The following is a 25041-nucleotide window of genomic DNA, read 5'->3' as shown; positions in this document are numbered from 1 at the left end:
TTATAAACTTTTTTTATAGTTTTTAAAAAATTTCGCAGATTATCTGCTGTCCGAAGGTTGTGCCTTCGGATTTCTGGTAAAGTCGCATTTTGCGACGAATTTGTATCAAGCCAAGGGCTTTGTTACCAGAAACCCACATGCTCCGAGTAACCGCAGGCTGGGTAATGGGTTTCTGTAAAGAGTGATTAAGATCGCTTGAAAACCTGATACTGAATAGCTTTCTGAAGTAGGGTTATTCTTGACCTATATGGAGTTTAGGTTGAGCTTTAACTTTATTAAACTAATTTTTAACTAGATATTGATCAAATTCAAACATTAATTTTAAAAATTATGAGTATCCGTATCAATGCACGTAGGCAATTATTGTTATGATCCTGTTCTTAATGCTTAACTCTGATTAAAATTTATTTATGAAGCTACTTTTTCCTTAATGAAAAAGTAGCCAAAAAATCAAGAATTTCGAATCCTATCCAGGCACAAGGCTTGCGCCGGCCCGGTCGAAATTCATCCTCCCCTGCGATCTCAAATTCAAAGTTTGAGAAAAGTTGAAAGTTTGGAATTGAAAGACTAACGTGTATAGATCCATACACTCATATTAAAATTTGATGTAACTGGCAGAGAAGCGTGTAATCAGAAACATTAATTTGACATCAGTCAATGCATCGCTTATGACTTTAATCTAGGATCCCCTTTTCTAATTTAACCTTATGAATTAGTGAAAATAAGATTTGTCAAATTTTGGGCTTTTTTTATAGTTTGGGGGAAGTTTTATAAATCCAACCTGTATAGAATTGGTTTTTTCAAAGTATCGGCTAATTATGTTAAATCCAAATGTGGGGACTTCCTCTTTATTTGGCAATATTTTATTTTTTCCAAAATCTCAAATCAGTTTGTTATATTTAAAAACTTAAATCCAACTTATATGGAAATTAAGTTTCAGACCAAAAAAGAAAGTAAGCAGGAACAGCGGGAAGCTTTTCTAAAACTAGAACCTAATGAACGTTTTTATAACTTTCTGGACCTTTGCGAATATATGTTGAAGTTTCCTCTAAAAACAACTGCTAAAACTTCTCAAGAAAACTTCGTCATTGAGGCTAGTTCACATGGAAAAAATCTGGAAACAAAACATAGATGAATTTTTAATGGAGGCATCCCGAGAAGGTGTAAAAATGCTTTTGGTAGGTGGTGGGGCGGTAAATTTTCACGGATATCAGCGTCATTCTGCAGACGTGGATTTTTGGATAGATACATCAGAAGAGAATTTTTCTAAGCTACTGAGAGTGTTTAAACGAATGGGGTATGAGATAGACAGCTTTCCAGAAAAAGTTAAAAATAAAAAGCAAAATATATCAGTAAAATTCTCTCCAGCTGATTTAAATCTTGAATTGATTACAAATTTTCAGATTGGAAAAAGCTTTGATGAAGCCCTTTCTGAAAGTGAAATAGTGGAAATAAAGGAACGTGGAATATATAAATGGAATGTCCTCAATTTACAAGACTTGTTAGAAAGTAAAAAAAGAGCAGGAAGACCTAAAGATTTGCTGGATATCTTAGAATTGAAATCAATACATAAGATGAAGTGATTTCCGGTTGTCCGACGGTTGCGCCGTCGGACTTCTGGTATAGTCGCATATTGTGACGAATTTCTATCAAGCCAAAGGCTTGAATACCAATGATCCGGAGGCACAGCCTCCGGATAACCAGTTAGCGTTTGGCATTTAATCAGGTATATATTCCCCCTGCATCAATACCAAAAGCAAGGCATTTTGAATTCCCAAGTACCCATCTTTATTGAGCCACCACTCATCCAGGGTATGGACTCCGCCACCTTCTCCTCCGCGGCCTATCGTTACGGCAGGGATGCCTTTGGAGAAGGCAATGTTGGAATTGGTTGAGCTGGAACTCAACTTGGGATCTTTACCGGTCAAAAAATTGGCTATGGCCATGCTTTGTTGGATTAGAGGAGATTCAGGGGAGGCTAGCCCGCTAGGCCTGTCACCTACTTTTTCTATATCAACAGTGAGGGGTTTTCCTCTACGGACGATATCATTTTCCTTTTTAAGCCCTTCCTGCATGGATTCCAGAAACAGGGTATTGATGCCCTGGAGTTTTTCATTACTTTCCGAGCGCATGTCTACCAGCATCCAGGACTCGTAGGGTATGGAATTGACAGATGTACCTCCTCCCAGTACGGATATGCTGTAGGTGGTTTTTGGGCCTTCTTTTGTAAATGCATCCGCTTTTGGAACAAATGCTACTACGGATTGGGCTAAAGCATTGTGTGGGTTGCCAATACCAAAGGCCCCGTAAGAATGTCCACCTGAACCTTTGAAGGTGACCTTATACCTCAGCGAACCGATGCCTCCGTTGACTATGTCTTCCAGTCCGCCACCATCTATGGCGATATGTGCAGCCAATGGATGTGCTCCCTCTCTAAAGAGGTGCTTGACGCCATAAAGGTCTCCCAAACCCTCTTCGCCCACTGTACCGGTAAACCAGATATTGTGGCTTGTCCGGAGGTTTTGAGCCTCCATGGTTTTCAAAAGTGCAACTATCATAGCTACGGACCTGCTGGCATCTCCAATGCCAGGAGCAAACAAAGTGTCGCCTTTTTGTTTTACGTTCACATCGGTGCCAAAGGGAAATACTGTATCCAGATGCCCCTCAACCAAAATGGTTTTTTCTCCCTTTGTTCCTTTTCTTAGGCCAATGACATTGCCGACCTCATCTGTCCATACCGAGTCAGCGCCGGCCTTCCTCAGCATTTCTGCAAAGGCCTTTCCTTTTTCTTCCTCATGATAAGAAGGAGCAGGGATTTCGGTCAAGGTGATCATATCCGCGATTGTCTGATCATCGATTTCCCGGATGTAGGCAAAGGCTTCTTTGATTTCCGGTTTGGAGGAAAATTGCTGAACCTGCTCCATGTATTTGGACTGGATTTCCTGAGCATTTACCTGAAGCAGAATTCCTGATATAATTAAGATGACGAATAAAGTGGCTACTCTCATAGTTTTGAAATTTTTCAATTTTGAAATAGTGGAATTTTTTTTCATCCAGCAAACCGCTTAAAAAATTGTCTCAGTTACTGTTGTGTAATTGAATTGGATCCTGTTTTAATAAATAAACAAGTGCTTTATAAAGTGCCGGATTATATGCGGCAAACTCCAGTGATCTTTCAAAAAACACTTCTAAGGCGACTGCAAAAAACTCATGGTCATTTGCCCCTGCAGATTTTCTGAAAAGATTCGAATCGCCTTTTTGGATTTTTTCTTTCTCCTTTTTGGCTTCTACAGCATACCTTTCCCACCTGTAAGGGTTAAAGAAATTACTTTCTCTATTATAATGGATTTGATTTTCCAACTTCATGGCATGCGCCATTTCATGGATCCCCAGGTTGATTCCACTTTGGGAATGCATAAACCCTTCTACAAACTTTTCCCATGACAGTACGATTAACCCAAGTTTGGGGTTGACTTCACCATAATGGTATTTTTGATTGATGGTAGAATAATAGGAGTCAGGGTAAAGCAATATTTTACTGAAATGGCGGAGAAAAACTCCCCTGAAACCAAAAGTAACCATGATGGCAGTGGCACCGACAAGTAGTTTCATTTCAGGAGTGACTTTCTTCAATTCACCCCTTGGAATAAATTCTTTTTCAGCAAGAAACCATTCCAATCTTGAGATAAAGTCTTTCTGATGTTCTTTGCTTAGGTTTTTGTAATAGGGGAAAAGATTTTCCAAAACGTTGATATCTTCCTTGCTTAGCTTTTGGATTTTTGAACCGACTTTCAATCTCAAAAATAAAGTGTAAAAAAATTCTCCGATGGAGAAGAATAGACGGTGGAGGAAATACATTTCTGGAATTTATAAAATGGTTATTTGGAAATATAGAATAAATCGGGTTATGAAATAAAGACTGACTCTGAAGTCCAATTCGATATTAATCGATATTAGATATTAGTGGATATTATTCCAAAAGAATTCTGACGTCATTCAGAATATAGCATTGACTTCAAAATAAAAAAGGTGTAAAGTTTCCTCTACACCTTTGTTTAAGTTACAAATGCAACCATTGGTGACTATAGCCTCAGAATCTTTTATATTAATGTATCCTAGCTAATCAATTCAAGCTTGATATATGAGGTGAGAATATCCAATAATATCCCATATCCAACAATATCTGTAAAGATCAGTTTATGCGTTTTTTAACTGAATTCAAATCCTTAACAAATATGCCAATCAGATAATATTACTTCGCATAATTCACTGCCCTCATTTCCCGGATTACAGTGATCTTGATCTGACCAGGATACTGCATTTCCTTTTCTATTTTCTGGGATATATCAAAAGAGAGTTTGCTTGCAGTAGCATCATCTACGTTGTCAGCGTCTACCAAAACTCTCAGTTCGCGACCAGCCTGCATGGCAAAGCACTTATTGACCCCGTCAAACGCCAAAGCGAGCTCTTCAAGCTCTTTAAGGCGTTTGATATAGCTATCCATGATTTCACGTCTTGCGCCCGGTCTTGAGCCTGAAATGGCATCAGATGCCTGCACGATAGGAGATATCATGGAAGTCATTTCGATCTCATCATGGTGAGCACCTATGGCATTACATACTTCAGGATGTTCCTTGTATTTTTTGGCCAACTCCATCCCCAGTACGGCATGTGGCAATTCAGCTTCTTCAGGCCAAACTTTTCCTATATCGTGAAGCAAACCGGCTCTTTTGGCAAGCTTGGCATTCAATCCCATTTCAGCAGCCATGGTAGCACAAAGCTTGGCGACTTCTCTGGAGTGTTGAAGGAGATTTTGACCATAAGATGACCTGAACCTCATTCGGCCCACCATCCTGATCAATTCTGGATGTAGTCCGTGGATTCCAAGATCAATACAGGTTCTTTCTCCGATTTCGATGATTTCGTCCTCTATGTTCTTTTCTGTTTTGGCTACCACCTCTTCAATTCTGGCAGGGTGGATTCTTCCATCCTGTACCAATCTGTGAAGGGAAAGCTTGGCCACTTCTCTCCTAACCGGATCAAAGCCTGAAATAATGATGGCCTCAGGTGTATCATCCACAATGATTTCCACTCCTGTGGCTGCTTCGAGCGCACGGATATTTCTACCTTCTCTACCGATGATCTTACCTTTTACATCATCTGACTCAATATTGAATACAGAGACGCAATTTTCAATGGCGTGTTCGGTTGCTGTTCTTTGGATGGTATCCAATACAATCTTCTTGGCCTGCTTGGTGGCAGTAAGTTTGGCATTGTCCAAGATATCTTTGATTTGGGAAGAAGCCTTTGTAGTGGCTTCATCTTTCAGCATTTCGACCAATTGATCTCTGGCCTCTTCGCGAGTAAGCGCAGCTATCTTTTCAAGATCTGAAATCCGCTGGTTGGTTACCCTGTCCAGTTCATCTTTTTTTACCTGAACAGCATGAAGCTGGGCGCTGAGATTTTCTTTTTTGCTTTCCAGTTCCGCTTCTTTTCTTTTGATCTGTTCTAACTCTTTGGAAAGAGATTGCTCACGTTGTTTGAGTTTGTTTTCATTCGTGATGATGAGGTTTTTCTTTTTGTTGGCCTCTTCTTCAAACTCAGACTTCAACCTCAGGTATTTTTCTTTTGCTTCAAGAATTTTATCCTTCTTGGTTGCCTCAGCGTTTATTTCCGCCTCTCTAATGATGCTCTTAGCTTTTTCTCTGGCATCCTCCTCTATTTTCTTACTGTTGTTTTTCAAAAAAAGGCCGACGATTACTGCGCCAAGCCCCAGGCCCAAAGCGCCTGCGATTATGATGTATATTGACTCTCCCATAGGTGTTTTATATATATGATTAACCTACCGAAGAAGTAAAATCCACGAATTGTGAGGAATGAAATTATAATAAAGAGTTTAGTTGGTCATTGATTCTTTTAACACTGGAACGGATCATTTCGCTATCCTCTGTATTGATCATATTCTGCTCCATTGATTCTACCATAGAATCAAAGGCTACCATAGCCAAAAGATCCTGTCTGTCATCCAGACCAAATTCTTCTCTATATCTTTTTATTTTATCATTAATCAATTTGCCCGCATGTCTGATTTTGGATTCATCTTCGGTCTTCACCTTCATTGGGTATTCCCGATCTCCGATTTTCAACCTAATAGATAGTGTTTCCATATTATTCAGACAGATAAGCGATTATATTATCAATTTCCTTTATATAATTATTGATTTTTTCTCTCAATTCGGCAGACTCCATTTCTTCTACCGGTATGCTGTTTACAAGTTTAGCTATTTTAATTTGATTTTTAAAATCCTCCAGTGTACGCTCCCTTTCCTCCAAACTTTGGCGGAGCGTCTGCAGCTCTTTGGATAGGTTCAGGTTTTCCTCCTCTAAGTTTTGTAGTTTCTTGCTTACCTGCGAGGCAAGCTTTTCCATACGCTGAAGTTCTTCGTGAATCATAAGTCTATTTTCTGATAAATGCTCCTACTTCATTTTCAAAACTAACAATAAGCCTGTTCATGGTTTTATCAATGATTTTATCTGTCAGTGTCTGTTCTTTGTCCTGAAGATAAAAACTTAATGCATAAGCTTTCTTACCTGCTTCGATTTTTTCTCCCTGATACACATCAAAGACACCAATTCTCTGTAAAAGTTTGCCTCCTGCTTTCAATGCTGTCTTTCGGATTTGGTCAAAACTCACTTCTTTGTCAATTACCAAAGAGAGATCTCGACGTACTTCAGGGAATTTTGAAATTTCACTGTATTTTTTAAGTCCTTTGGATTTTTTGATCAAAAGGTCCCAGCTCAGTTCTGCATAGAAAACTTCCTGTTTTACTTCCGCAAGTTTGCAAAGCTTTTCATTAACCAAGCCTACTTTTCCAAGCTCCTTGGTTCCAAGCATGATTTTCAGGCCATAATCAAAAGGTGCATCATGAATGATTTCCACTTCGGAATTTTCAATGCCCAATTTTTCGCAAATCAATTCCACCGTGGCATAAAGGTCAGGAAAAGCCAATGATTTGGAAGGTTCCAGCCAGCTTTCTGCTGCTTTGTCTCCAGTGAGAAAAAGCGCGAGTTTTTTCTCTTCTGAATAACCTTCTGCTTCTTTGGTGTAGGTGGTTCCAAACTCAAACAGTTTCAGGTCTTTTTGCCTTCTGTTGATGTTATGGGCAAGGACTTCTAACCCAGAGAAAAGCATTGTCTGTCTCATAACCCCCAGTTCCTCGCTGAGCTTATTCAAAATCTCAACATTATTCTCAGGGTTAAGAAAGCCTGATTTTTCTGAGTATACAGGCTTTGTGAGCGAATTGGTGATGATCTCAAAATATCCAAGCCCTGAAAGAACCTCGCTTAATTTATATTGGAGCTTGTTGAAGTCTTTGGCAGGATGCTCAGCCAGGTAATCTGAATTGAGGTTTTCAGAAAGTGGAACATTGTCAAAGCCATGGATCCTTAAGATTTCCTCAATGACATCGGCCTCTCTGGTAACATCTACCCTGTAAGGTTTGACGGATACGGTGATGTTTTTCTCTGTTTCCCCTATGAATCGGATATCCAGGTTTTCCAAAGTGGTTTTGATTTCTTCTTTGGAAATTTCTTTGCCTATCAGGCGGTGAATATGGGCATAACTCACCTCTATTTCGAAATCCTGAACTGGATTTGGATAGAGATCGATGATGTCAGAGGTAATCTGGCCTCCGGCAATTTCCTTGATCAACATTGCCGCTTTTTTCAAAGCATATACCGGCATATTGGGATCTGTGCCTCTTTCAAACCTGAATGAAGCGTCAGTTTTGAGCCCGTGAAACTGGGAACCTTTTCTGATTACATCCGGTGAGAAATAAGCGGATTCAAGGAAGATGGAAGTGGTTTCATCAGATACTCCTGAACCTTTTCCTCCAAAAATACCGGCTATACACAATCCCCCTTTTTCATCACAGATCATCAGTTCTTCACCGGATAACTTTCTCTCTTTTTCATCCAAAGTGATAAATGGAGTGTTTTTAGGAAGCTTTTTGACGATTATTTTCTTTCCATTGATTTTATCCGCATCAAAAGCATGCAAGGGCTGCCCCAAGTCATGCAGGATAAAGTTGGTGATGTCTACGATATTGTTGATGGGTTCAAGGTCAAGAGCCTTGAGGTAGTTTTGCAGCCATTCCGGAGATGGGCCAACTTTGATGTTGGAAATGGTCAGTCCAGCATATCTTGGGCAGTCTTCCGCACTTTCCACTTCTACAGGGATTTGCAAGGCTTTATTGTCTACCTGGAAGTCTTCTACCGATGAAAGACAGATTTCTTTTTGAAGCAAAGCTTTCAGGTCCCTTGCCACCCCAAGATGGGAAGCTGCATCAGCCCTGTTGGGTGTCAATCCGATTTCCAAAACGTGGTCACGGACTACTTTGAAATATTCTGCAGCAGGAGTGCCGTTAGAGAGATCGGTATCCAAAACCATGATCCCTGCATGGCTTTCGCCAATCCCGATTTCATCTTCGGCGCAGATCATACCTTGAGAAACTTCTCCACGGATTTTGGCTTTTTTGATTTCAAAAGGATCTCCGCTGATCGGATAGAGTGTACATCCTTCTTTGGCAACCACTACTTTTTGTCCTTTGGCTACATTTGGAGCACCGCAGACTATAGGTACAATCTGGTCTCCGATGTCAACGGTGGTTTTACTTAATTTATCCGCATTGGGATGCTTTTCACAGGTGATTACCTCTCCAATGACTATCCCTTCCAAACCACCTTTGATGGATTCAAAAAGTTCAATCCCCTCCACTTCAAGTCCGCTTCCGGTAAGCAAATCAGCTATTTCCTCTGGAGATTGCTCAAGTTTGATATAATCTTTTAATCTATTGATTGATATTTTCATCTGTTTATAATTATTTCTTAAAGGTCAGGTGGAATCTCGCCACAAAAATCATCCATCTGTTTGAGCTTAACCTTATGCTCGGTTTCATGAAAGCACAGTTAATTCAGAATACGGCACAAATTTAAGAGAATTGGCTTAGGTAAGAAGTGGATGCCTTAAAAATTGCGATTTACGAAGGACGGATTAGGAAGTAATAGCCTCTTCAGGCATTGTTTTTTCTTCACTTAAATAATTTTCGAATTACGAAGGACGATTTACGAGGCTTACAACTTATCAGACCTCTCTTTTAATTTTCTCGCATCTCGCTTCTCATCCTTTATCTTTACCTCTTGCATCCCCATTTTATCCAAACAAACCTTCGGCGTTTTGGAAACCCCAAAGGTCAATATCAACCCATCTTTTTTCTTGTGTCTTGATTCTTGTTTCTAATCTCTCGCCTCTTTACTCATCCTTCCTCCTTTTTATAATCCTTCTCTCCAGCATTGATGGGGATCTCGAGGATGTTTTCCCTAGGTGGAAGAGGGCAGGCAAAGTCCGGGTTGTAGGCGCAGTAGGGGTTGTAAGCCAGGTTGAAATCTATGGTGATGCTGTTTTTGCCGTCTTGGCGCAAGTTGATGAAGCGACCGCCTCCATATGTTTCTTCACCGCTTGTTGCATCCGCAAATGCGAGAAAGAAATTCCTCCTGTCAGGGTCTTTTTGGGATTGAAGGAGCAATAATCTGATGCTTTGGCCTTTCAGTTCGAATTCCGCATGGCTGTGTTGCAGGTATTTTTCCAATGTGCCATCAGTCATGGGGAGTTCCACCATTTTTTTGTTTTCTAAAGGGACCATTTTAGCCCTTACTTTATAGCTCGGGTCAATGGGGAAATATTCCAGTTCTCCAAAAGTTCTTTTTTGCTCATCTGTCAAAGGAGATTCTACATTGAAGCGTATAAACTTGTATTGTCTTTCCCTTTCTTTTTCTACGTTTTCAATATAGGTTTCCGGATTGTCAGTTCCTGTAAGGGTATAGATCACCGCCAAAACTATAACTGTCAATACTCCAATAATTAATATGGTATTTGTCTTCATAATTAAATCAAGCCTTCGTCTGCGAAGCTAAAATAGGCAAGATCGGTGAATATCACATGATCAATAATAGGGACATCAAGATTTTTACCAGCTTCCACAAGTTTATTTGTAAGACGGCGATCCTGATCCGAAGGTTTGAGGTTGCCAGATGGATGGTTGTGGACCAAAACGATAGAGCAGGCTAGATTGTCCAAAGCATGTTTGAAAATGATCTTTGGATCAGCTACCGTCCCTGTTGTTCCACCAGAACTTATAATTTGTTTTTTGACGATTTGGTTGTTGCGGTTGAGCAGCAGTATATAAAAATGCTCCACTGATTCATCTAAAAGATCGGGTTTCATAAATTGCCATACATCGGCAGAAGAATTGATTTTGGCTTTTTTAGGTTGCTCTGTGATGAGCTTTCTTCTTCTTCCCAGTTCCAAGGCTGCTACAATCGAAATGGCTTTGGCTTCACCTATCCCTTTGAATTTCTTCAAATCTGTAATACTCAGTCGGGCCAAGTCAGCCAGGTTGTAATTTACTTTGCTTAAAATATGCTTTGCCAAGTCCACTGCGCTGAGCTGTTTTGTACCTGATCCAATAAGAATAGCAATGAGTTCAGCGTCAGAAAGTGTTGATTTACCCTTGAGGAGGAGTTTTTCTCTTGGGCGATCTTCTTCAGAGAGCATTGAAATTTTGATTGATGGATAGGCGTCCATAAGGCTAAAATTTTAAAAGCAAATTAAAAAGACTGAGTACCCGTCTGATTAAAAACGGGAATTAGGATAAAAATAGCAATAGCTTAAAAACAAAAAAAGCCCAGGAATCAGTTCCGGGGCTATTTAAACGGATAATTTTTTTTTATGCCAATGAATTGACCAATTTAGTCAATTTAGATTTTTTGTTGGCAGCGTTGTTACTGTGAATGATATTCTTCTTGGCAAGTTTATCAATCATAGATGTAACTGTTTTTAACAATTCCTGCGCTTCAGCTTTGTCAGTAGAAGACTTCAATCTTTTGATGAAAGTTCTTGTAGTCTTGTGCTGATATCTGTTTCTCAAACGCTTGGCTTCGTTTGCACGGATTCTTTTAAGTGCCGATTTGTGATTTGCCATATCCTTTATTTAACTTAATTTCTTTGTTTACACCCTTTATCTAAACGGAGTGCAAAGTTAACTTATAATTTTAGAAACACCAAAGAAAATCCAAACTTAACCTAAAAATAGGAGGGCTTTGGTTCTTTTACTGGATTTCATAAATATTTTCACGAAGGTAATGTTTTTTGTTTTATTTAGCGTCTGAGATTTCTTATCTTTTGTTATGAAAAAGTGTTTCATATTTTTTGTTGTATCTATTTTTTGTGCGGAACCCTTAATGGCTTGGGGTTTTTATGCACATAGAAAAATCAATCGACAGGCTGTTTTTTCACTTCCTCCTGAAATGATGGGGTTTTATAAGCATTATATTGATTTTATTTCTGAAAATGCAGTAAATCCCGATAGAAGAAGATATGCAGTTAAGGGGGAAGCAGAGAAGCATTTTATTGACATAGATAGTTATGGAGATAGTGCGCTCTACACCTTGCCAAGGTATTGGAATCAGGCACTCGATTTATTTCAGGAGACCTCATTACGTGAAAAAGGAATTGGTCCCTGGAATGTGTACCATGTCAAAATTCAATTGACAGAGGCCATGAAAAGAAAGGATGCAAAAGCTATCTTGAGGTTGTCTGCAGATTTAGGACATTATATCGGGGATATGCATGTGCCCCTTCACACCACCAAAAATTACAATGGGCAGCTTACGGGTCAATACGGTATACATGGATTTTGGGAAAGCAGAATCCCTGAGCTTTTGTCTGAAGATTTCGACTTTTATGTAGGAAAGGCCATTTATCATGAGCGGCCACAGCTTTCTGTTTGGGATGCGGTGGCTGGTGCACATCATGCGTTGGATTCGGTTCTTCGTTTTGAAAAAATACTGTCGGAGCGATTTGCTGAGGATAAAAAGTACAGCTTTGAAGAAAGGGGAGGTATCAATACACAGGTATACTCTCGGGATTTCACCTTGGCTTATCACACGATGTTGGCAGGTCAAGTAGAAAGGCAAATGAAGCGGTCTATCAAAATGACAGCTGATTTTTGGTATACGGCTTGGATTGATGCGGGACAGCCTGACTTGAATGGACTCAAAATCGGATCAGAGGAATTCCCTAAAGAGGAATTAAAGCCTGATAAGAATCTTAAAGTCCGAGAACATGAAGGGGATTTTATTTCTTCAGTCAAACAATTAAAACAGTTTGTTTTTATTAGGAAGAGATCAGGTCTTTTTTTGCGGAATTCAGGTATTGCCTGATGGCAATTCCAAGTTTTTCAAAAGTATTTCTAAATACCTCTTCATTTTCTTCCAGTAATGTTACCCTAAATCCTCTTAGATCAGAACAGAAAGAACTTATAGGAACCACGCATATTTGTTGTGCAGCTAGTAAATAATAAACAAACCGCTTGTCTAAGGGCATGTCCTTTTCAGAGAGCCATTTTTCAAGGAGTAAGCCTATTTCAGGGTTTTCCACCTGTAAATGTTGATTTGGCTCCAATAAAGCTTCATCAAACACTATGGTGTTATAAAATGCTCCTTGTGTGGGATTGAATTTGATTCCTGGAATGTCGCCCAATATTTTCTCCATGATTCTGCTTCTTTTCCCTATCCGTTCATTTTGCTCCTTCCTGTACGGCTTGTATTCAGGGTGACTCATGATTTTTGGTATAGACAGTTGCGGTAGGATGGTGGAACAGACTTCTATCATTTTCGCATTTTCCAGTGTTTGACACAGCTTGGCAAATTCCTTGGAGGCATTTCTGTTGTAAAATTCCATCCATCCGCATCTGGAACCTGGCCATGGGAATTCTTTGGAAATGCCTTTGAGTGAGATAGCCGGAAGATCTCCGATTACTTCTGCCAAGGCTGTTGCGTTTATGCCATTATAGGTGATGTTTTGATAGATTTCATCTGCAATCAAAAGCAGATTGAACTCCTTTGCGATTTTTACGAAATCTTCCAATACCTCTTTAGGATAGACCATGCCGGTAGGATTGTCCGGGTTGATGATCAGAATACCAACGATAGAGGGGTTGTATTTGACCTTGTTGTAGAGGTCATTCATATCGGGCAACCACTGATTGTCAGGGTCAAGCTTATAGGTGATGGGAGCTGTATTGGCGTGTGCTGCTTCTGCAGAACTGTGGGTGCTGTAAGCAGGAGAGGGGCCGATGATTCTGGCTGTTGGAATTAAAAATTGGTAGAGCTTCGCAATCGCATCTCCCAAGCCATTGAAAAATAAGATGTCTTCTGCTCCGATCTGTGCACCTCCCTTTTGATTGTTGAGGCCGGAAAGAAATTCTCTGGTTTCCAATACTCCCTTAGAGTCGGCATAGCCATAGGATTTGTCTTGGCTTACTAGTTCAGATACAATATCCTTCATCCATGAGGGGACACTGTTACTTTTTTGTATAGGGTCGCCTATATTTTCCCAGGTGATTTCATAACCCAAAGATTCTATCTGTCGGGCTTTTTTGACAATACCGCGGATTTCATAATTCAGTTCTTCTGCTCCTGGTCTTAATAACAATGTCCTCATCTTGCTGGTATTTGGAAATCGAAAACAAATAAACAAAAAGTGCAGAGAATGATTGCGGATTCTTTAAAAAAGATGGGCGATAGAAGGGTATTGTGAAAAAAATCAGCTTTACCTTTAAAAATAAGTTTAAGTCTTAATTTCACCAATTCACTGCTGTTTTGATGGAACTTCCATACGTGCTAATCAAATGGTTTTATTGGGCAGTTTGTTTAAATTTTGGGTATATCGCTCATTATCAAATAGTTTTTTAAATTTTGAAATCTGTCTTATTTCTTAAGGTAAGTCCAAAAATCTTCCATCAGGGCATCTTGATCAATTTTGGAATAGATTTTCACGGTAAAAGACTTGTTTTCAGGCGGGCTGTTGACCAATAAGGTTTCTGAATGTTGTGGCAGGAGGTAAGCCTGTACCAAAGCCAGATCCCACATTACCCTGGTTTTATCCTGCGGATTTTGTTCCCTCCACCGGTCTGCAAGGATTTTTTCTATGGGGATATTGTCATCTGTTTTTTGATACGTCTCATCCCGGTCAAATTTCAAAGGAAGGGCAGTTTCTAATGGCATCACGGTGAAATCAAAATCTTTGAGATCAAGTAAATAATCAAAGGCATTGAGGTCATTTCGGATATTGAATTCATTTTTGCTCCAGGCACGTTTGTTTTGGTCGTACTTCGCTCCCAAGGCAAAAACCCTGATTTTGGGGAGTATATCAGGGGCGAGGATAATGGCTGAAGCGATATTGGTCAGGGCACCTAAGGTCAAAATATCCAGCTTTTCTCCATCGGGAAGAGCTTTGGCGATTTTGATGATTTCCTGAGCTGCAGGAGAATCTCTGGGTTCGGAACCTCCCCAAGCTCTGCCGATCTGCCGGTCAGCTCCTTTGGGGTGGGGAATGCTTTCCAGACCCATGGTATTGAGAATCAGTTCATTGAGTCTTTGAGAATCTTCCATGGTCTCTAAGCCCTCTGTCTCGTAAGCATTCCATTTTTCAAAAACCAACAAATCAGGATTGTTGAAATGGGCTGAGCTGAGTCCGACAACATCTACCGAGGGGTCTTTCAGCAACCTAACAATGGCATACAAATCGTCCATTTCATTTCCTGTATCTGAATCCAGCCATACTTTTTGTTTTTGGGCTAGGCTTGGAAAAGCAGCAAAAAGCAATATCGCTAAAATCAGGTGTATAATTAAACCTCTATTTATGCTCTGTTCTGTGTTCATGCTTTCTCAATTTTTGGATTCAATTTCTTTGTTTGACTGAAATAGGTTGTATATCAGCGGACAATCACAACATTTTTTGGTTATCAAAAAATATTTTAATTGATTAACCGCAATCAAAACAATAGAAACTATTTTGTAGAATTAACCCGTTTTATTAAATCAATATTAATAATTATCTAATTTCTATTAGTATCAGTTTGTCTGAAAATCATTTTTTAATTGATAAGTGGTAAAATTGCGGATGTACATCATATTTTAATGTCCACTATATCTTTTCAATTATCAACACACTCATTTCATACTGCCAGGGGCTGATCATTTCCATCCAGCCTGACCAATCAATTATTCCTTTTTCCTGATATTCCCCGGTGAATGGATTCATCCAGGTTACTTTTACTCTGCCACTTTCGGGCTTGGGCAGAATTACATTTGTCCTTTCTGTTTCTTTGGGAATCAACATCAGGTAATTCCCTTTGTCGTCGTACATTCCAAATCCATTCGTAGCCAGATTATCATTTCCGCCTTTGTCATTGGTGGTTAGTTTTGGTACTGAAGGCTTGAAATCATTGAATTTGAATTTTTCGAAAAGATCGGCCATATGTTTGTAATAATCATAGCGTGGCGGATCAAAATCATGTTTTTCATCCATAGCATCCCATACCACAATGTTCCATGCTGCATCCTGCCAATAATAGGAGCCATAAACTCCTGCAAAAACACATTCATAAGTTCTTTCCAAGCATGTTTCCGCATTGGTGTAATTGCCTAAAAAGGAAATATAAGGGCCTTCTTCATAGCCGCCATGTTCTATATTGACCACTGGTTTGGTATGGAATTGTCTTCCCTGAAGCATGAGTGAATACAGGTTTGGCCTCCAGCTTTGGATAGACACAAAGTCTACCTTGTCTTCATGCCGGGAATTGTATTCGTAATCATGGACAGTCAATAAGCGTTTAAATGCATCTCTAGCCCTTATCCTGCTGATGCGCTCGTGCAGGTAAGGAATATCACATCTGCCGTAGTCAAGGGCTTCTTTTGAGATGTCCCAGATGATATTGCTAAAAGCTTGGTATCTATCAATGATATAATGAAAGTACATGTTGTCAGCTTTGCTGTACATCTCCGGCCAGTTTACTTTTTTGTTCCAGACATAGATCATCAGGTGGGCATCCAGACCCCTTTCCTGCATGGCCAAAAATACCCTGTCCAAATGCTGGAAAAGTTTGAGGTTAAGTCGGTCAAAATTCGGATTTTCATTACCTCCTTCAAAAATTCCATAATCCGGTTTTCCGAAGAAATATTCTTCAGGAACATCTTTTGCCACTCCCCAACCTACGTCATAAGCATAGGCATTCATGACCACATGGTTGAATCCATGGTTTTGGACATCATTCAGGATTTTACCGGTTCTAGGCATTCCTTCAGGATTCTCATAGTCCAAGGCATATAGCCAATCAAGTTCGTATGCCAACAAAAAATGAGGGCTGCCATCTTCATAGACAAATGCCTTGGGGTTTTTGGGGTCTATGATTACAGCACCTTTTTGGTTGGGTCTGGTATTGGGGCTGATCTTGATGCTGCCTTTCAGTCCTGCTAATTCCGGTCTGGAGGAATAGGTTTCAAAGGTCCAATTGCCTGTTTGAGAAGCAGAAAAGCGGGATACCCACTCATTGTTGCCATTAAAAAAGCCTGGGACGTCCATAAGCTGCCCATCTGGACCTGAATATATCGCTCCAAACTTTACATCAAATGGGTTTTCACTACCCGACTTTCCTTTAAATTTAATATCATGGACCTGCCATTGTTCTGCTTGTGAATTGAGGTTTTTAGAAAAGGCTTTGGAAACAGTCTGTGCCTGGGTGTAAAAGGTCAGAAGTAACCAGCACCCCACAGTATAGGTCAGGGCTCGGATCATATAGGCTTGGGCTTGATGTTCCTTAAAACTAAATAAAATCCAACGCAATGGATTATTTTTTTGCAAAAAGCTTATGCAATACAAAAATCCCTAAGCCAAATCCAGTCCAAATTGCAGTATCCCAAATCTCTTCAGCCTGACTGCCTGAAAGCAACCATAGTGTAGCCAAAATACCGGCGATTGCGAATTGGTTGCCGTAGGGAATCCTGAAATAATCCCTCTTGACTTCTTTTTTCCTTAATTTCATCAAGGAAGCTGCGACCATGCCATATAGAATCAACCTGGAAATCACCGATACCGCTAAAGAGCTCATGAATCCCCATACGATGGCCACAAAGGCCACCAAAGCAGCAAAAAATGCCAGTGATACAAATGGTGTAGCAAAACGAGGATGGATCTTGGCAAAGAATTTTGGTAGCTGATCTTCTAAGCTCAAGGCAAAAGGTAACCTCGATCCGCTCAAAATCTGCACATTTAGTGTTCCCATGATCGATACTACTGCACCTAAGGTAATGAACATTCCTCCCCACCAGCCCATAAAACCTGTAGCCGCGTCTGCCAAAGGCTTGTCTGAGGTGGCCAAGTCAGGTAAAGTGCCAATCGAAACCACCTGGATCATGATATAAAATCCAGCAATAATGGCCGCTGCGGTCATCAATCCAAACGGTAGATTTTTCTTGGGGTTGACAATTTCCCCACTATTGACCAAGCCTGCTTCAAATCCCCCAAAAGCAAAAATTAATAGAAGAGTGGAAGCTGAAAAATCCTCCCAACTAGGCAGTGGGCCAGGTTGTACCAAATCAAAATCGATATAAAACAATCCTACTATTATAAATACTGCCAATGGGAATAATTTGGCTATTGTTAGGATGTTACTGATTTTAGCGGTGTTTTTAACACCTATCCAATTGATGTAGGTAATCAGTCCTGTGATCAAAAGAATCATGGTGATTCTTACTTCAGCATGATTAAAAACATCTGAAAAGAAGGAAAGGTAAAGTACCAATAGATTGATTAAGGTGGCATAGCTGAATAAGCGTGTCAACATCAGTAACCACCCTATTATAAATGCCGGTGTGGGACCGAAGGCCTCAAATACATATAAATAAGGCCCTCCTGTTTTTTCAAACCTCGAACTGACCTCGGCAAACACCAAAATCAGCACTACCATGACTAGGGTACATGCCAAAAAAGCAAGGATGGAATAGACCCCTGAAAGGGCAAAAACCTTGGCAGGTAATGCGAATATTCCTGCACCTATGACTGAATTGATGATCAAAAAGACCAAGTCCCATCTTTGAATACCTCTCTTCAGTCCTTTGTTTTCCATTTAACTTCAAAAATCAAATAAAATCTACATCTACACTGAATGGGTACTTCATAAGGTATTGTAAAGCTTCTTCAATTCTAAGGTCTTCAAATAGCACTTTGTATAAGTTTTCGGTGATAGGGGCTCTCATGCCAGTGCCTTCCACAAATGCTTTCATCAAACGAACAGTATTGATTCCTTCTGCTACTTCCTCCATGGTGTTCAAGATATGGGAAAGTTTCTCTCCTTTCGCAAGTCTATAACCAACAGTATAGTTTCTTGAAAGAGTTGAATTACAGGTTGTGACCAAGTCACCTATCCCCGCAAGTCCGATGAAAGATTTTAAACTGCCCCCTAGCGCATTTCCGAGATAAACCAATTCTACCATGCCCCTGGAAATCAAAAGTCCTTTCGCATTTTCTCCCAAACCTAATCCTGCCAATGCTCCTGAAGCTATGGCAATAATGTTTTTCAATACACCACTAAGCTCAACCCCAACGATATCGGAATTGCCATATACTTGAAACTTATCATTTCTTAATAAGCGCTGTCCTTCCATGATGACTTCATTAAATCGGCTTGCAACCACAGTGGCTGCAGGTTGACTTAAATAAAGCTCTCTGGCAAGATTGGGCCCCGCCAAACAACCTACCCTAATGACAACAGTCTCCTTCAGGATAACTTCACTCATGGTCAGGATATTTTTCCTGGTGATTTTCCCCAATTGATCCAGTGATTTTCCTTGGGGAAGATTAAGGCAAAGTCCTTTTGTACCATGAATGACAATATGATAAGGATATAGATATGGTGCAAAAGCCCGAATTACTTCCTGAAAGGCAGCAGAGGGGACCATAAAAAATATGGTTTCACAAGTACTGCAAATTTGTTTAGGATCCTGGGTGCCCACTATGCTTTTATGAATATTTACACCATCTACGCTGTGTTTTTCATTGATTTCTTCAACTACTTCAGCCCTTCTGGCATAGGCGATCACCTTACTTTTGGCAGCAAGAATATTAGCGATGGCTGTACCAAAGCTTCCCATACCGACTACGCCAATAGGTTTTTCAGTTGAATTTTCTTTCAAGCTCATAGCCTAAGAGTCTGTTGTGATAAAAATATAACAAGGATAAATCCTGAGTGACAATATTACCGGATTCATTTTTGACCAATGGACGCTTTGCATGGTACATACCTACATTTTCAAGCCCATGATTGATGATGGTATTGATATCATTGCGCATATGTGGTGCAACCTGCAATTTACTTTCGGCTTCCAATTCCATAATGGATTGCAGGAGCTTTTCACAGGTTGTTTTGAATTCTTCATAAGGGATTTCAATATCTTCCTCAGGGAGTCTTAACAAACTGTAGAGGTCCATTTTTTTATTCTCTCTTTTAATTAGCTGAAACGCCACAAAAGCCACGAAATGTGAACTGAAAACACGGTTGATTTTATGGAATTCCTCTACGATCCTTTTGCCAAGGTGATGGGTGTACTCTTCTTCTCTCTGTGCATCCACCGTGATTTTCCCGTTAGATATGAAATAATCACTGGTATTGATGATTCTGCCATGCCTGTCCAGACTTTGGCCATCTTGATCTACATAATTCCCCAACACATCCATAGCTTTCCCTATGGAGACTGAAATGTCTGATCCTTTGGTGAAAAACTTCACCAGGAATTTTGAGATTTTGTAGGAAGTAGAAAACTCATCTGATTCTTTATAATACCGTTCTTGTCCAGTCATAGACAAATGTTCTTTGATCAAGCTTGGCGCCTCCAAAACAAAATGATAATTAATGGTCACAGGGACAATAAATATCTTTCCTGCTACATCCTTCACCCCTTTTTGAAAGTTGGCTCTCTGAGCCTCAACTGCTGTACTTAGTAGGCCAAGTTTAAGCTTTTTCTCGATCATTCCAGACCTTGATCTTGTTCCTCCTGGAAAAAATAAACTATGCACCCCAAACTGTATGGCTTCTGAAGAGTATGTTTTTAAAGTCTCTAGGTAAGGAAGGTTTTTTTTCCTTCTGTCTACTTTGTAGGCTCCCAGTGCATTCATGAAGTAGGCAAAAATACCTATATTAAACAGGTTCAATCCCGCGCCATAAATAAAAGGAGGCAATCCTAAAACTGAAATGATCCAGCCAATAAGGATACTGTCTAGGTTAGAGAAATGGGTGGGTACCATAACTATGGTTCCTTTGGATGCCAGTTCCCGTATTTGATCTGTTTCCCCGACTATTTGTATTTTATCCTGTAGGCTGTATTGATTGCTGAAAATGGACCTGAGGCCTTTCACTCTTGCCGCGTTGAGTAAGCGAGAAAATCCATAGGTGACCATTCTCCTGGTCAATTTATAATGTGAGTGAATAAAATTACTGGCAATCTCCTCAGCATAGCGCATGGTGATTTCGTCCAGGATTTCTATATAAATTCTCTTCTTTTGGGTTTTATTGAGGCTTCCATCCTGACTAAGTTGAACAAGATTGGATTTTACCTTTCTCCAAAAATCCTGTTCATCATCAGGATCTACCGCCCAAGGGTTTTGCTTGATCCGTAGCTTTTCTCTGTAAAGAGTAGTTTCCAGCTCCTCTTTGAGTAAGTCAATGTTGTTATTGGTGATTTGAAGGATAGATTTCTTGCTGGCTTCAGCCACAGTTTTGATAAATTCCTTCCTGCTCTTACTGAGCTTTACCACAGGCCATTCATCCTTTTGGGGGAGAATAGGATCATATTTGTGTTTGATATAGGTCTCAGCCAAGGTTCTTTCTCTTTTTAATAAAGAAACAAATATAGTAAAAAAGGTGAGGGCTATTACTTTGAAGTTCCCCTCAAATCAGCTTCATACTGCTTTTCAGGTCTTTACGATATAATCAAAAAGATAAGTAAAATTTCTCAAACGATTTGAGGTAGGACTTGTTTCTTTATGTAATAATTGATAATGGGTTTTGTCCTAGTGGGAAACCATCGTATTATTGTGTCCGAATTGTTTTATGAAGCCTGACCTTAAAAAGATACAAGCACCTATAGCCACTGAAATGGCGGAATTTGAAAAAAAATTCCGGGATTTCATGAAGAGCAAAGTCAAGTTGCTTGATCATATCACCAATTATATTGTAAAAAGAAAAGGGAAGCAGATGCGGCCTATGTTTGTCTTTTTGACAGCTGGGGTAAGCGGTGGCATCACAGAGTCTTCCTACCGGGGTGCAGCTTTGATCGAGCTCTTGCATACTGCTACACTTGTTCATGACGATGTGGTGGATGATGCCAATTACAGAAGAGGATTTTTTTCTGTCAACGCCCTTTGGAAAAACAAAATTGCTGTTTTAGTAGGGGATTACCTGCTTTCTAGAGGTCTTTTATTGAGTGTGGATAATGGTGATTTTGAGCTTCTGAGAATTGTCTCCCAGGCTGTGAGAGAGATGTCTGAAGGAGAACTGTTACAGATTGCTAAGGCCAGAAAGCTGGATATTACAGAGGAAGTCTATTACAAAATCATCAAACAAAAAACCGCTAGCCTTATTGCCTCTTGTTGTGCCGTTGGTGCAGCTACTTCTGGTGCAGATATGGCACTGATTGAAAAAATGAGGGATTTTGGTGAAAAAATCGGAATGGCATTTCAGATCAAAGACGATCTTTTTGATTATGGGGAGGATGAAATAGGTAAACCTGTAGGTATTGATATCAAAGAGAAAAAAATGACCCTGCCGCTGATTTATGCCCTAAATAATGCTTCGTGGTTGGAAAAGCGGCGCATCATTTACCTGATCAGGAATAAAAACGATGACAAGAAATCTGTCAATGAGGTTATTGATTTTGTTAAGGTATCGGGGGGGCTTCAATATGCTACTAAAATCATGAATCAGTATTTTGAGGAAGCCATGACGATATTAAGTGATTTTCCAGAGTCAGAATATAAATCCTCCCTTGATGGCTTGGTCAGGTATACCATAGAAAGAAAGAAGTAAAGGACTAATAATTGCCCTTTCTGTTATTCTGAAAGCAACTCTTTGACAAGAATGTTGTGTTCTCCTACCCACTTTTCGAAGTAGATTCCTGTACCTGGTCCGTTGAAACCGGTATGAATATGCCTTACTTTTCCTTTTTTATCCAAGTAGATCAAAGTAGGAAAAGCAATTACTTGGTTTAGTGCAGGGAGTGCTTGAGAGGCTTTCTCCTTGTTGCTTTCTCCTGCTATTAAGAAGGTGTAATTTGCATCAAGTTTTTCCATAGATTTCTTTACCCGGCTACTTGCATATTCAAAATCTGGATTACTTTCAAAAGCAAGACCAATGATTTCGATCCCTGAATTCTTATTTTTTTCGTACCATGGTCCAAGAAATTTGGTTTCGTCCATGCAGTTTGGGCACCATGTTCCAAATAGCTGCACTAAGATTACCTTGTCTTGAAATCTTTCATCTGAAAGAGAGACCTTATTGCCATTGATGTCAGGGAAACTGAAATCAAGTTTTTCATAGCCTTCTTTTAGGTAATTCAATGAATAGGCATCGGGCAATTCAAAGCTCTCGTTTCGCTCTGCGGTAAAGGTTTCTTTATATTTGGGTCCACTTCTGAAACTTCCACTGAGACTACCATCTTTCTCAATTTTCCCTTTGAAAAGGAAAGCATGGCTTCCATCAAATGCGCTCATATAAAATTCATCGCCACTTACATTTCCTTCAAGGAAGCGATAATCTCCCAACTTTGTCATAAAGGTTCCTGTGATCCGATTACCCTCCTGTTCAAAAACCCCAATGGCATCATAAGAATCATTTTCGGTTGTAAAGGTAGTTTTCCACCGCCCTGATAAATCCATCTTCACCGGACTATTTACCGGGAATCTAAGGCCTTGTGATGGTTCAGCGGTAAAAGGTACTTTGTAGTCCTCCAGGTAGTTTTTAACAAAAACCCCTTGTAACTGTCCATTATTTTGGATTTTGGCTTTAAGGTCTGCATCAAATACTCCCAAGGAAATCAAAACCGAATCCTCTTTTACCATTACCTCATCAAAGCGTAATACCTCTTCTGCATTGTAAACTTCTGCATACCACTTTTCCCCACTTTTTTTCAAAGCGAGTTCAAAAGGGATATTGTCAGGAGTGATGTCTAGGTTTATAAGATACTTTTCCGGGAATTCGTATGATGCTGTTTTGCTGCTCTCACAGCCCATGATAATTATACTTAAAATGGTAAGCAGGTTCTTTTTCATAAATCAGCAAGAAAATTGAAATTCAATTCTTATAAGCTATTATTAGTCTACAATTATGGTAGGGTAAATTAATTATTCCTAAATAAAGTTCCATGAATGGTCATAGGATGGGGTAGACTTATGTCCTTTGAATTAAACTTTTTCTGATTTTGAACATTTTTTTTAAAATGTGGGAAATTGTCCCACTTTTCAACATCACTGCAAATTTCGGGTAGAAAGTAAAGGGAATAGATTGATAGATACCTTTATTTTGGCTTTTTTTGACCCAAAATGAGCATTTTTATGATAATTCAATTGTTTTTCAACTGCCTGATCTTCAAGTGAAATAAATATGAATTTTTTCATTAATCATTGTGATAATTGAAACTTTTAGATAGTTTTATAAAAAAGTGGAGAAAAGTGGGAGAAAGTGGTGGGATGTGTAGATGCTTTTCTTACTTTTGTGTTTATAGCAAACTCAAGATAAGCCCATGGGAATGTTCAACAGTCGGTACGAGTGTAAGGTCGACGCCAAAGGTCGTCTGGCTTTGCCTGCCAAAATAAAGGCGGCAATTCCAGAGTCAAATGGTGTGGAGCTCATTCTACGTCAAGGTGACGATGGCTGTCTTGCGCTTTATACCCAGATTGAGTTTAAAAAACTTTTACACAAGGTCTCTGCACTTTCTGACAGAGATCCTGTACAGAGGCTGATTAAAAGAAGCTTTTTTGAAAGCATGACAGAAGTGGAACTGGACAGCGCAGGACGATTATTGATCCCTAAGACTTTTAGCAGTTGGGCCGGTATTGAAAAGGATGCCATTTTAATTGGGGTAGGAGGTTTTGTTGAAATATGGAGTCCTGAAAAATACCGTCAAAATATCGTAGCTGATCAGGTGGAGTTGTCAAAACTTATGGATCAATATCTTTCTTAGGCCATGGCAACTTCTAATTATCATATCCCCGTAATGCTAGGACCTTGCATTGAAGGCTTGGCTATTAATCCCAATGGGATTTATGTAGACCTGACTTTCGGTGGTGGAGGGCATTCACGGGAAATTCTGAAATATCTGGAGGGTGGACATCTCTATGGTTTTGATCAGGATGTAGATGCTGAAGCCAATGTGCCCGAAGACGACAGATTTACTTTCGTGCAGGCAAACTTCAGAGACTTTAAAAAATATTTAAGACTGTACGGAGTACAGCAGGTGGATGGGATTCTGGCAGATCTTGGAATTTCATCACACCAGATTGATGAGCCCACAAGGGGTTTTTCGACAAGATTTGATGGCGCATTGGACATGCGGATGAGTAGTGAAATGGACCTGACGGCTAAAGATGTGCTCAATACATTTGAAGAATCACATCTCCATAAAATATTTGGGATTTATGGTGAGGTCAAGAATGCAAAGACCTTGGCACAGGCTGTTGTTTCAGAAAGAGCATCCAGACCTTTTTCCACTACTGGTGATTTCAAAGCCTTTTTGAAAGGTTTTGCACCAAGAGGAAAAGACTTTAAATATTATGCTCAAGTGTTCCAGGCTTTGAGGATTGAAGTCAATGATGAAATGAAAGCACTGGAAGAAATGCTACTTCAGACAATTGAGGTGCTCAAGCCGGAAGGAAGACTGGTGGTCATGAGCTATCATTCTTTAGAGGATAGGTTGGTCAAGAATTTTGTCAATAAGGGGAAATTTCACGGTGAGGTTGAAAAGGATTTCTTCGGTAATCTTCAAAGGCCTTTAGAACCTGTAACAAGAAAAGCAGTCATAGCAGACAAGGAAGAAATAGAAGTGAACAATAGGGCACGTAGTGCAAAACTTAGAATCGCTAAAAAACTGTAA

General features: G+C 39.8%; 22 protein-coding genes. 6 read left to right on the top strand and 16 right to left on the bottom strand.

Going from position 1 to position 25041, the window contains the following annotated elements; genetic code table 11:
- Positions 1 to 922: 922 nt before the first annotated feature.
- Positions 923 to 1135 carry a hypothetical protein gene (locus EA341_RS05820; protein ID WP_293012234.1) on the top strand — a complete coding sequence of 71 codons (213 nt, stop codon included), beginning with the start codon at positions 923 to 925 and terminating at the stop codon, positions 1133 to 1135.
- Positions 1104 to 1583 (top strand): hypothetical protein, encoded by a 480-nt coding sequence (locus EA341_RS05815; RefSeq protein WP_293012231.1) that lies wholly within the window; start codon positions 1104 to 1106, stop codon positions 1581 to 1583. The genes EA341_RS05820 and EA341_RS05815 overlap by 32 nt, the downstream gene beginning before the upstream one ends.
- A gap of 135 nt (positions 1584 to 1718) precedes the next feature.
- Here the strand turns inward: EA341_RS05815 and EA341_RS05810 are convergent, their stop codons facing one another.
- The 9 genes from EA341_RS05810 to rpsT form a co-directional block, all read right to left on the bottom strand.
- Positions 1719 to 3008 carry a M20/M25/M40 family metallo-hydrolase gene (locus EA341_RS05810; protein WP_293012228.1) on the bottom strand — a complete coding sequence of 430 codons (1290 nt, stop codon included), beginning with the start codon at positions 3006 to 3008 and terminating at the stop codon, positions 1719 to 1721.
- 70 nt (positions 3009 to 3078) lie between these two features.
- Positions 3079 to 3858 (bottom strand): zinc-dependent peptidase, encoded by a 780-nt coding sequence (locus EA341_RS05805; protein ID WP_293012226.1) that lies wholly within the window; start codon positions 3856 to 3858, stop codon positions 3079 to 3081.
- A gap of 394 nt (positions 3859 to 4252) precedes the next feature.
- Positions 4253 to 5818: a ribonuclease Y gene (gene rny, locus EA341_RS05800; RefSeq protein WP_293012223.1), complete on the bottom strand. Its 1566-nt coding sequence runs from the start codon at positions 5816 to 5818 to the stop codon at positions 4253 to 4255.
- Positions 5819 to 5882: 64 nt separating this feature from the next.
- A complete protein-coding gene (locus EA341_RS05795; RefSeq protein ID WP_293012221.1) occupies positions 5883 to 6167 on the bottom strand; it encodes a cell division protein ZapA in 285 nt (94 codons plus the stop codon).
- 1 nt (position 6168) lies between these two features.
- Complete coding sequence (locus tag EA341_RS05790) at positions 6169 to 6453, bottom strand: hypothetical protein (protein ID WP_293012219.1); 285 nt, start codon at positions 6451 to 6453, stop codon at positions 6169 to 6171.
- Positions 6454 to 6457: 4 nt separating this feature from the next.
- The gene (gene pheT / locus EA341_RS05785; RefSeq protein WP_293012217.1) at positions 6458 to 8869 is read right to left on the bottom strand and encodes a phenylalanine--tRNA ligase subunit beta; all 2412 of its coding nucleotides are present in this window, start codon (positions 8867 to 8869) and stop codon (positions 6458 to 6460) included.
- 445 nt (positions 8870 to 9314) lie between these two features.
- Positions 9315 to 9941 (bottom strand): DUF1684 domain-containing protein, encoded by a 627-nt coding sequence (locus EA341_RS05780; RefSeq protein ID WP_293012215.1) that lies wholly within the window; start codon positions 9939 to 9941, stop codon positions 9315 to 9317.
- Positions 9942 to 9943: 2 nt separating this feature from the next.
- A complete protein-coding gene (gene radC, locus EA341_RS05775) occupies positions 9944 to 10642 on the bottom strand; it encodes a DNA repair protein RadC (protein ID WP_293012213.1) in 699 nt (232 codons plus the stop codon).
- Positions 10643 to 10784: 142 nt separating this feature from the next.
- On the bottom strand, positions 10785 to 11039 hold the full coding sequence (gene rpsT / locus EA341_RS05770; RefSeq protein ID WP_293012211.1) for a 30S ribosomal protein S20: 255 nt from the start codon (positions 11037 to 11039) through the stop codon (positions 10785 to 10787).
- Between the two features lie 259 nt (positions 11040 to 11298).
- Between rpsT and EA341_RS05765 the strand changes: the two genes are divergently transcribed.
- Positions 11299 to 12279: a zinc dependent phospholipase C family protein gene (locus EA341_RS05765; protein ID WP_293012209.1), complete on the top strand. Its 981-nt coding sequence runs from the start codon at positions 11299 to 11301 to the stop codon at positions 12277 to 12279.
- On the opposite strand, the gene EA341_RS05760 is transcribed toward EA341_RS05765, so the two are convergent.
- From EA341_RS05760 to EA341_RS05735, 6 genes are all read right to left on the bottom strand, one after another.
- Entirely contained in the window at positions 12233 to 13561 is a 1329-nt protein-coding gene (locus tag EA341_RS05760) for a pyridoxal phosphate-dependent aminotransferase (RefSeq protein WP_293012206.1), read from the bottom strand. The two genes, EA341_RS05765 and EA341_RS05760, sit on opposite strands and share 47 nt — an antisense overlap.
- A gap of 266 nt (positions 13562 to 13827) precedes the next feature.
- Positions 13828 to 14781 (bottom strand): nucleoside hydrolase, encoded by a 954-nt coding sequence (locus tag EA341_RS05755; RefSeq protein WP_293012204.1) that lies wholly within the window; start codon positions 14779 to 14781, stop codon positions 13828 to 13830.
- Between the two features lie 265 nt (positions 14782 to 15046).
- The gene (locus tag EA341_RS05750) at positions 15047 to 16696 is read right to left on the bottom strand and encodes a DUF5060 domain-containing protein (protein WP_293012202.1); all 1650 of its coding nucleotides are present in this window, start codon (positions 16694 to 16696) and stop codon (positions 15047 to 15049) included.
- 52 nt (positions 16697 to 16748) lie between these two features.
- On the bottom strand, positions 16749 to 18026 hold the full coding sequence (locus EA341_RS05745; RefSeq protein WP_293012200.1) for an APC family permease: 1278 nt from the start codon (positions 18024 to 18026) through the stop codon (positions 16749 to 16751).
- A 13-nt stretch (positions 18027 to 18039) separates the two neighbouring features.
- On the bottom strand, positions 18040 to 19098 hold the full coding sequence (locus EA341_RS05740) for an NAD(P)H-dependent glycerol-3-phosphate dehydrogenase (RefSeq protein WP_293012198.1): 1059 nt from the start codon (positions 19096 to 19098) through the stop codon (positions 18040 to 18042).
- Complete coding sequence (locus EA341_RS05735; RefSeq protein WP_293012197.1) at positions 19073 to 20773, bottom strand: 1-acyl-sn-glycerol-3-phosphate acyltransferase; 1701 nt, start codon at positions 20771 to 20773, stop codon at positions 19073 to 19075. Before EA341_RS05735 ends, EA341_RS05740 begins: the two co-directional genes overlap by 26 nt.
- Positions 20774 to 21005: 232 nt before the next feature.
- On the opposite strand from EA341_RS05735, the gene EA341_RS05730 reads away from it, so the two are divergent.
- A complete protein-coding gene (locus EA341_RS05730) occupies positions 21006 to 21980 on the top strand; it encodes a polyprenyl synthetase family protein (protein WP_293012195.1) in 975 nt (324 codons plus the stop codon).
- Positions 21981 to 22003: 23 nt separating this feature from the next.
- On the opposite strand, the gene EA341_RS05725 is transcribed toward EA341_RS05730, so the two are convergent.
- Positions 22004 to 23221, bottom strand: a complete 1218-nt coding sequence (locus EA341_RS05725; protein WP_293012193.1) for a TlpA disulfide reductase family protein — start codon at positions 23219 to 23221, stop codon at positions 22004 to 22006.
- A gap of 476 nt (positions 23222 to 23697) precedes the next feature.
- Between EA341_RS05725 and mraZ the strand changes: the two genes are divergently transcribed.
- Together mraZ and rsmH are read left to right on the top strand one after the other, a co-directional pair.
- Positions 23698 to 24132, top strand: a complete 435-nt coding sequence (gene mraZ / locus EA341_RS05720) for a division/cell wall cluster transcriptional repressor MraZ (protein WP_367126978.1) — start codon at positions 23698 to 23700, stop codon at positions 24130 to 24132.
- A 3-nt stretch (positions 24133 to 24135) separates the two neighbouring features.
- Positions 24136 to 25041, top strand: coding sequence for a 16S rRNA (cytosine(1402)-N(4))-methyltransferase RsmH (rsmH, locus tag EA341_RS05715; RefSeq protein WP_293012189.1), 906 nt, complete (start codon positions 24136 to 24138; stop codon positions 25039 to 25041).

Source organism: Mongoliibacter sp. (assembly GCF_007692705.1).
Taxonomy (GTDB): Bacteria; Bacteroidota; Bacteroidia; order Cytophagales; family Cyclobacteriaceae; genus Mongoliibacter.
The sequence above is the reverse complement of the archived record's forward strand: the minus strand, read 5'-3'. Positions and strand labels throughout refer to the sequence as shown.